We start from the raw sequence: 7495 nt of genomic DNA, 5'->3' as shown, positions 1-7495 counted from the left end.
CCCGTGGTCAGCCGAAGCCCTTGACTCATGGGGCAATAGAGGGCCGCGGCGGCAACATCGAACAACGGCCTGCCTGGAAGGCGATCGGCTTTGTAGTGCCTGTGGTAGCCCCGCTTGCGTATCATGGGCATGGAAACGCCCAACGGCCTGAGGAGGGATGGCGACCAGGCACCGAGCGCAATGACGATGTTTTCAGTGGCCAGGCGCCGCCCGTTCCGCAAGTGGACGTGCCAGCCGGAAGCAGGCTGCGTCAGTGACCGCACTTCTTCCTCCAGCAGGGTGCCGCCGCGGCGGCGAAAAAGCGCTGCATACGTCGCGACGAGCCCGCCCGGATCAACACAACTTCTGCTTTGTTGCCAATGCACGGCACCCGCGAAATCCCTCTTCAGGCAGGGCTCCTCACCTCTCAACGCCTGATTGGTCAAGATGCGCGACTGAACACCAAAGTCCTTTCTGTAGCGTTCCGCCTGCGCGGCGTCCGTATCGAGCTCACGGGCCTCGCGATGCATCTGGATGTAGCCGCGTCTGACGAACAAGTGTTCTGCGCCGGCTCCGGCAATCAGCTTGTCGTGGTCCGCGGCGCAGCGGCCAATCAACTGCCTATAGATTTGGGAAATTGTCCGATATCTTATCGGGGCAGAGTTGAGATAGTAGAGCGCGAGTGGCAGTGCCGCGGAGGGCAGAGCCGCCAGCTGGTACCTGACGTCGTTGCCCAACCCGAGTGCCAGACGCAGTACATCAAGCGCGCCCCGCGGAAATGCATAGGGCTCCATCACTTCGACCTGGACAATCCCGGCGTTTCCGTAGCTTGCCTCCCTGCCCGGTTGCCGACGGTCAATGATGATGACCTCATGCCCGCCTTCTTGCAGAGCAAGTGCTGTCGTCACACCGACGATGCCGGCGCCGAGGATCGCAAACTCACTCATCGGCAAGTCAAACGCTACAGTCCTGCGCGATGACAGCTATTTCAATCAGCGCGTCGATGACCAACTCGCTAACCACAGTGACACGGACCGGCAGCGGATGGTGACTGAAGAAAGCGCGATACACCTGGTTGAAGGCGGAGAAATCGTCCTTGCGCACCAGGTAGCAGGTACAGGAGAGGATATCGCGTCGCGATAATCCACTAGTGCCAAGGGTGGCCTCGATCCGCCGCAGAACGTTTTGGGTTTGCTGCACAATGTCGCCGGAGATTTTTCCAGTGTCATCGAAGCCGAGTTCGCCCGAGAGGTAGACTGTATCGCCGGCACGGCGAAGGTTTGAGAACGGCAGTGTGGAAGCGGTCATGACAGGTCCTTGGAAGGATCGGCGCGGCGGCGCTCTTTTGGGTTCGCTAGCGAGCAAACAGGTTCTGCCGTCGCAGGACGTTAATACAGGATGGAGCCCGCTCCGAGGCGAGCAGGCTTCCAGTTCCAGCGGCAATCAACGAGAGGTCGTCTCCGCGCCCTTATCCATGGAGAAACTGAGCTGGCTGTAGATCGCTCTGTCCTTGTCGAAATAGCGCGCCCATTCACGGTCCCCGAATGAGAAATGCCACCATTCGCCGTCAAATGGCGCAAAGCCGGCGCGAAGCATGCAGAACCTGAGCGTCTGTCGATTGCGCCAGTGCTCTCTCTTGATGAATGGCGAAAAGACGTAGGTGTCCGGGCAATCCTCGCCCAGTTCAGTGCCCATAGCGAGCGCCTGACCGTTCGATTGAATGATCCGGACGTCGACCGCGCCGCCGGTCGGGTGCCCTGCTACCTCCGGTACGGCCGAGAAACGGTGAGCCGCCTCCTTCAGCGCTTCACCAGACAGGGAGGGAGTTCTCGTTTTCCCTTTGGGCGAAGCAGATGAAGATCCCGAATCGCTAATCACCTTCGAGGGCCTGGTCGCGTTGCCCGCCCAGGAGGATGGCCATGCGCACCGCCGCGGCAGGGTCACCATAGATTTCTTCGCGCTCAATCAGCGCGAGGAACTCTGGGAGGATCGCTTTCGAACGATCTATGCACTCTTTGATGCCGTGGAGATAACGAAGACGAGTTCCAAATCGGATCGTGTCGAAATCGCGAGGAGAAGAATCCAGGACATGATCTCGACCGCTGGCGCTCAGGCCGCATGCGCAAGGTCTTTCCTGCGACTGCTCCAGACAGATCCGCAAAAGGCCTGGGACTACTACGTGGCGGCCGAGGAATTCATCAACGACAATCGAATGAAGAGGGGGCCCAAACTGGGCTGACGGGGCCAGGCCGCAAGCTGTCCCAGGCTTTCGATGGCGGTGTCGCTTCTGCGCCTGCCTCGCTCGGATTATGACCTTCCAACATGGCGGGGCACACTTCTAGGACGTCAATAATCTGCTAGACAGAAGCGTCGTCCTACATGACGCGACGAAGCGCCGTCACATGATGCCAGCTGTGAGCTAAGTGACTACGCCTACGCGCGGCAACGAAGTGCGAAATGCGGCGAGGCTGAGTGGGGGGAAAGGCGGTAGCGCTCTCCCGACTCGAACCCCCGAACACTTTGCGAATTGCAGACTCGAATTTGTGACCTCTGCCTTCGGAGAATGGATAGTGCGGAAGCCAGGCGCGAGGCGAAAGTCCTGTTGGGTCAGGTTGCAAGGGGCGGCAACCCCGCTGAAGAGCGCAAGCTCGATCGCGAGGCGATCACCGTCAAGGAGCTCTACACCCGTTATCTCGAAGATCTCAAGAATGGGCTCGGCTCGGGAAAAGAGGATGGCCAAAGAAGCCCACGACAATCTCCACCGATGTCGGGCGCGTTGAGCGCCACATCGAGATCGCCTTTCCAACTTCTCGTCGCGGTGAGGTCGAGCGGTGATTCGACTCCTATCGTCTCGACAAAGCGCTCGACAATTTCCGACTTCAGGCTGTCTAACCCTTCAAAGCCCTCATCGTAGTTTCATACCAGCATCGTGAAAAGACAGGTGAGCGGTGTTTCCATGCTGCTAGCATTTGTCAGTCGTTGCAGACTTTTGCGACAGCATTAGACGCCTGAACCAGGCCGGAAAAATCACTCACGCTCTCGTCGTCTGTGGGCGCCGATGATAGTCGGACAGCGATCAGCTTATTTGGGAGGATTGCAACAACCTGTCCGCCGTAACCCATGAACCGTGCGAAATTTCCGCTGCACCCATCAAAGGAGAAGTCATCGATCCAGAAAGAACTAAAGTATCTCTGGCCCAGGCCGGTTGGACGGCCTGTTGTCAAGCCCCACTTGTGATGGTTCGTCAAACCCTCTTGGGTCTTCTGCTGGCTAAGAACTTGGCTCCCTGAAACTGCGCCATCATTTTGAAAGAGCTCGGCAATTTTTACGAGGTCGTCGATGGTCGCATACAGCCCCTCGAACGCAAGCGGCTGCTTTTTTACACCAAACGTGGTTGCCACCGGCAGGTCATAGACCCTGATTTTTTCGTACACTTCCCGTCGTAGCATCGATACGATATCTTTGTCAGCGCCTTCCTTCTCTTTAAGTAGACTATCCAAGGCCGCAACCAAGACGAAGTAATCCTCGTCTCTGTAGCGAACAAACCTGTCGATACCCCAGCCATAGGATCTGGGGCGTGCCAGCGCCTTCTCTAGTTTCGATGTGAAATCGCCATCGTTGTAAAATGCCATATATGAATCATCGTAAGGCTCGTCACCGATGTTCGCTTCCGGCTTCCCGGCCCCGTTTCCGACACCGGTCGCCATATTGAGTGCGCTGCCCAGCGTGACGTCTTTCCATGCCAGAAAGCGTTTCGCTTCAGGCAGGAGATCGTCAATCTTCATGGTGAAGATCTGATCGCCGTACTTGGCCGCCATCCGAAGCATGGCCATTCGCGCAACAGCGGATTTTGTCGCGGACCACACGCCGAAGCGTTGCCTGTCGCAGTAAGGCAGCGGCCCCTCCGACGTTTGGCAACTCTTCAGATAGATGGTGCCATCAACAAAGACTGCGGTCACAACTTTCCAGTCGTCTAGCATACGGCCGCCGAACTCAGCGCTTTGAGCTGTGGTTAGGCCGACCGGCAGGTTGTCCCAGGATTTTACCGGCAGACGGCCGGCCTCTCGCACGCTGAAGGCCTTTTCGATGGCGTGGACGTCCTCTGTCGAAATCGGTTTCATCGTCGAAACAGACGTTGCTGTTGCCTTGAAAACCGCGCCTGCCTGGAAGGGCGTCGTTCCGGTGGTTATCTGAATATGCAAGGGCGTGATATCCGCATCCTTGTACATAAATAAAGCGACGCCGTTATGGCTCTCGCCGCCTTCCACGGGATTCATAAGTGCAAGTGGGAACGACGCGCGCGTCCAGCCCGGCGGATCATTCGGCTCCGACCAAACTTTTCCGGGCTGTACCAAGATCTGCCAATAGGACCCAGCTCCCGTGGGCTTGAAGTCCCCCAGGATTTCTTGTGAAGAGGGTACGAGCGTGCTTCCGACGGTCGTGAAACTGATTTCGAAAGCAGGAAACGCATGCAGGTCCTTGCCATTTACCGGTGCAAGCTTGTCGCTACTCACCATGCTTACCTCGGCAAAAGCGAGATGTCCGCTAAATGGCTTCACTGCGGCGACAGAATCCTTTGAGGAAACGAAGTCGTCGTTGGAGCGCAGTTGTAGCGTTGCGCTAGATTTCACATCTTGAACCGCAATTGGTGGCGCCTTTAGATCACCAGCAGTGACGGTAATGGTCGACGACGCGATCCCAAGTGCTACAAAAGCAAATCTCGATCTCATTTTAGATCCTCCTTGTTCCCGTTATTGGCATCGTTTCAGGGCTGCTAAGCCTTCAAAGCGAGTTGGGATCGCGCTGAAGCTGGGCTCGCGACAGTGGCGCCGAGGCTTTCCAGGAGCCATTTCGCTTTCTTGACGAGTTCGGCATTGCTCTTCACAAGCTCGGTCTTCGACATGCGGATCGTGTCCTCCATGCCGATCCGCACATGGCCGCCGAGCAGGTAGGACTGCATCAGCATCGGATAAGCGGCGCGACCGATGCCGAAACCTGTCCAGATGGCGTCTCGTGGCAGCATGTTGCGGGCGAACATCATGGTCTCCGGCGTCGTCGCGAAGCCATATTTCACGCCGAGCACAAGACTTACGAGCGGAGGGCCGCGAAACACGCCGCTTGCGAGAAAGTCGTTGAGGAGATTGATGTCTCCGCTATCGAAAAGCTCGAACTCCGGCCGGACCCCACAGTCGTAGATGATCTCCGCCATCTTCTTGACGTTGGGTGGAGTGTTGATGACGACCTCGCTGCCGAAAGTCATCGTATTGAGGTCCAAGGTGCAGATGTCCGGCCGTAGATCGCGGATGTGCTCGACGCGACGTTCGGCGGTCACGAAATTCGTCCTGGGACCAGCGATCTTGGGATCCTCTTCTCCAGGCTGGAACCGGCCACCAGGTCCGGTGGTGATATTCAGGATCACCTCCGTATTCTTGGCGCGGATCAGACGAACGAGTTCGCGGTAATGATCGAGTTCCATCGACGGCCGACCGTCGGGATGGCGAACGTGAAGATGCAGAATCGCCGCGCCTGCATCGGCGGCCTCAAGCGCCGAGGCCGCGATTTGTTCCGGCGTCACCGGCAGATTGGCGTTGTCTTCCGGCCTCGTCAGGCTACCGGTCACGGCGCAAGTGATGATGGTGTCCTTCGACATGAGGCTTCTCTCTCAGCTTGCGGGGATGGCAGTGGCGGCGATCTCGACGAGAAGGCCATCGTCGATGAGCGCTCCCGCCTGGACCATCGTCGTTGCCGGTCGAATGTCGCCGAAGATCGCGCCGTGAGCTCTGCCGACGGCTTCCCAATCGTTCATGTTGCGAAGGAAGATACGCGTCTCGACGACATCGTCGATCGAGGCGTCGAGTTCGCGCAGGGCAGCGCCGATGCGCTCCAGAACCACGATGGTTTGTTGTTCTGCGTCACCGGGGTGAAGTGCGCCATCGGGTCCGGAGGCGGAGGTGCCTGATACGACAATGATGCTTCCGGCACGGACGGCCCGGGAATAACCGATAGCCGCGCCCCACTTGTTGTTCACGTCGACCCTGGCCCTTTTCATGTGCCGCTCCTTGGCTGTCCTGGATTTTCCTGCCGCGATCATGATGCGAAAGGCAGCAATGCCCGGTCGAATGCCCCCACTATCTCGTCGATATCCGCATCTTCCATGGCGGTGGAGAACGCCATCAACCCATTGCCTGCAATGATCACGCCTTCGTCGAACAACACCTTGGCGAGGGCCGAAACCCGCGCGGCACCATCCGCCGCGGCAAATGTGGATCGGTAGTCGCTCAACGGAGCGTCCGTCAGGTGCACACGCCGCAGCGAACCCAGTCCGGTAACCTGCCCCTTGATCCCGTGTCGGGCGAAACAGGTATGAATACCCTGGTCGAAGCGATCACCGAGGGCCTCGAGCTTCTCGAATGCGGCGGGGGTCAGTTCCTCCAGAGCGGCTATCCCTGCCGACATGGACATGGGATTGGCACTGAATGTCCCGCCATGCGGCACCGCGGGCTGGCCCTTGCTTGGATCAAACACCGACATCACTTCCGCACGGCCGCCGATGGCGCCGATCGCAAAGCCGCCGCCGATAATCTTGCCGAGCGTGGTGAAATCCGGATCGATGTCGAAACGGCCCTGCGCACCGTTGTAGCCAAGGCGAAAGGTGATGACCTCGTCGAGGATCAGCAGCGCCCCGAGCTCGCGCGTAACCCTCCGCAGCATCGCCAGATACTCGGGCTTTGCCGGCACCAGCCCTGCGCGATTGGGCATGACATCGACGAGCACGGCCGCGAGGCTGTTGCCGCTGGCGCGAAGGATTGCCTCGGCTACAGGCGTGTTGTTGAAGGGAATGACGACGACATCGTCGAGCACGCCCTGGGGTGTCCCCTTGGCGGTCGGCACTGATCCCGGCCTGTCGATATCACCCCAGGTGGCGGGGCTGGCGTCCTGGCTTGTCTCGGCCGGATCGTAGGTCCCGTGGTAGGCGCCCTCGCATTTTGCAATCTTCGGTCGGCCGGTGTAGGCGCGCGCGGCCTTGATCGCATTCATCACCGCTTCAGTGCCGGAATTGGTGTAACGAAGCTGCTCGACGGACGGCAGACGTTCGCACAGGATTTCCGACAGTCGGATCTCGCTCTCGGTGGGCATGCCAAAACACGTTCCGGCTTCGAGCTGCCGTGTAGCCGCCTCAACGATTTGGCGGTTCCCATAACCATGGATCAGAGAGGTGAAATTCCCCAATGCGTCGATCCGGACATGGCAATCGACGTCGGTGATCCGGCAGCCATCGCCGCGCCAGGCATAGATTTGATGCGGTTTGCGGTAGACGGTCGTACGCGTGTTCCCGCCAGGCATGACCTCGCGGGCACGGGCATAGAGCTTTTCGGAATTTGGTGTCGCGGGTGCTGACATGAGGTCGCTCATCACTTGGTTCTACGTGGCAAGGTTGATCCGCTCGCGCCGCGGCGTCGGGTCGCCGGTCTCGAATTCTTGCGCGAAGCGGTGTCCTGAATAGAGGGCGGCATAA

8 protein-coding genes and 1 pseudogene are annotated in these 7495 nt (G+C 58.8%); 2 read left to right on the top strand and 7 right to left on the bottom strand.

Annotation, left to right across the window (positions count from 1 at the left end):
• From EN943_RS32530 to EN943_RS32520, 3 genes are all read right to left on the bottom strand, one after another.
• A partial coding sequence (locus tag EN943_RS32530) for an FAD-dependent oxidoreductase (RefSeq protein ID WP_164778491.1) occupies positions 1-926 on the bottom strand: 926 nt, incomplete at its 3' end.
• Between the two features lie 7 nt (positions 927-933).
• Positions 934-1287, bottom strand: a complete 354-nt coding sequence (locus EN943_RS32525; RefSeq protein WP_063170694.1) for a RidA family protein — start codon at positions 1285-1287, stop codon at positions 934-936.
• 135 nt (positions 1288-1422) lie between these two features.
• Positions 1423-1926: a M15 family metallopeptidase gene (locus EN943_RS32520; RefSeq protein ID WP_127416077.1), complete on the bottom strand. Its 504-nt coding sequence runs from the start codon at positions 1924-1926 to the stop codon at positions 1423-1425.
• Here EN943_RS32520 and EN943_RS32515 point away from each other — a divergent pair.
• Positions 1820-2218 carry a hypothetical protein gene (locus EN943_RS32515; protein ID WP_206522851.1) on the top strand — a complete coding sequence of 133 codons (399 nt, stop codon included), beginning with the start codon at positions 1820-1822 and terminating at the stop codon, positions 2216-2218. The two genes, EN943_RS32520 and EN943_RS32515, sit on opposite strands and share 107 nt — an antisense overlap.
• A gap of 324 nt (positions 2219-2542) precedes the next feature.
• Positions 2543-2769: pseudogene (locus tag EN943_RS38590) on the top strand (integrase); the annotation flags it as partial.
• Positions 2770-2951: 182 nt separating this feature from the next.
• Here the strand turns inward: EN943_RS38590 and EN943_RS32505 are convergent.
• Genes EN943_RS32505 through EN943_RS32490 form a run of 4 tightly spaced genes read right to left on the bottom strand, consistent with a single transcriptional unit; the run spans position 2952 to position 7392 of the window.
• On the bottom strand, positions 2952-4709 hold the full coding sequence (locus tag EN943_RS32505; protein WP_127416076.1) for a serine hydrolase: 1758 nt from the start codon (positions 4707-4709) through the stop codon (positions 2952-2954).
• Between the two features lie 44 nt (positions 4710-4753).
• On the bottom strand, positions 4754-5629 hold the full coding sequence (locus EN943_RS32500) for a 3-keto-5-aminohexanoate cleavage protein (RefSeq protein WP_127416075.1): 876 nt from the start codon (positions 5627-5629) through the stop codon (positions 4754-4756).
• Positions 5630-5641: 12 nt separating this feature from the next.
• Complete coding sequence (locus tag EN943_RS32495) at positions 5642-6028, bottom strand: RidA family protein (protein ID WP_127416074.1); 387 nt, start codon at positions 6026-6028, stop codon at positions 5642-5644.
• A gap of 38 nt (positions 6029-6066) precedes the next feature.
• The gene (locus EN943_RS32490; RefSeq protein ID WP_245476058.1) at positions 6067-7392 is read right to left on the bottom strand and encodes an aminotransferase class III-fold pyridoxal phosphate-dependent enzyme; all 1326 of its coding nucleotides are present in this window, start codon (positions 7390-7392) and stop codon (positions 6067-6069) included.
• Positions 7393-7495 lie beyond the last annotated feature (103 nt).

It is taken from the genome of Mesorhizobium sp. M7A.F.Ca.US.006.01.1.1, from assembly GCF_003997935.1.
Classification (GTDB): domain Bacteria; phylum Pseudomonadota; class Alphaproteobacteria; order Rhizobiales; family Rhizobiaceae; genus Mesorhizobium.
The sequence above is the reverse complement of the archived record's forward strand: the minus strand, read 5'-3'. Positions and strand labels throughout refer to the sequence as shown.

Bases quoted from the DNA above. Each gene is read 5' to 3' on its own strand.
- EN943_RS32500 (WP_127416075.1), bottom strand. From the start codon at position 5,629: ATGTCGAAGGACACCATCATCACTTGCGCCGTGACCGGTAGCCTGACG.
- EN943_RS32490 (WP_245476058.1), bottom strand. From the start codon at position 7,392: ATGAGCGACCTCATGTCAGCACCCGCGACACCAAATTCCGAAAAGCTC.
- EN943_RS32495 (WP_127416074.1), bottom strand. From the start codon at position 6,028: ATGAAAAGGGCCAGGGTCGACGTGAACAACAAGTGGGGCGCGGCTATC.
- EN943_RS32505 (WP_127416076.1), bottom strand. From the start codon at position 4,709: ATGAGATCGAGATTTGCTTTTGTAGCACTTGGGATCGCGTCGTCGACC.
- EN943_RS32520 (WP_127416077.1), bottom strand. From the start codon at position 1,926: ATGGTGACCCTGCCGCGGCGGTGCGCATGGCCATCCTCCTGGGCGGGC.
- EN943_RS32525 (WP_063170694.1), bottom strand. From the start codon at position 1,287: ATGACCGCTTCCACACTGCCGTTCTCAAACCTTCGCCGTGCCGGCGAT.